Origin of the sequence: Bacillus sp. SIMBA_008, assembly GCF_046535495.1 — a bacterium.
Taxonomy (GTDB): domain Bacteria; phylum Bacillota; class Bacilli; order Bacillales; family Bacillaceae; genus Bacillus; species Bacillus subtilis.
On the sequence record NZ_JAWRWL010001465.1, the window covers coordinates 1 to 222 of the forward strand.

Below are 222 nucleotides of genomic sequence, written 5' to 3' on the forward strand. Positions count from 1 at the left end.
GATACTAATCGATCGAGGACTTAACCATATTTTTGAATGATGTCACACCTGTTATCTAGTTTTGAGAGAACACTCTCTAAAGGCGGAAGGTAAGGAAACTCCGCTAAGGGCTCTCACATCCTGTGAGAAACGCCCAGTACCTTCATCCTGAAGGCATTTGTTTGGTGGCGATAGCGAAGAGGTCACACCCGTTCCCATACCGAACACGGAAGTTAAGCTCTT

Annotated in this window: 1 rRNA gene; it reads left to right on the forward strand. The window is 45.9% G+C overall.

What is annotated here, in order from left to right:
- Positions 1-160: 160 nt before the first annotated feature.
- A 5S ribosomal RNA gene (rrf, locus tag SB658_RS28350) occupies positions 161-222 on the forward strand; the annotation flags it as partial.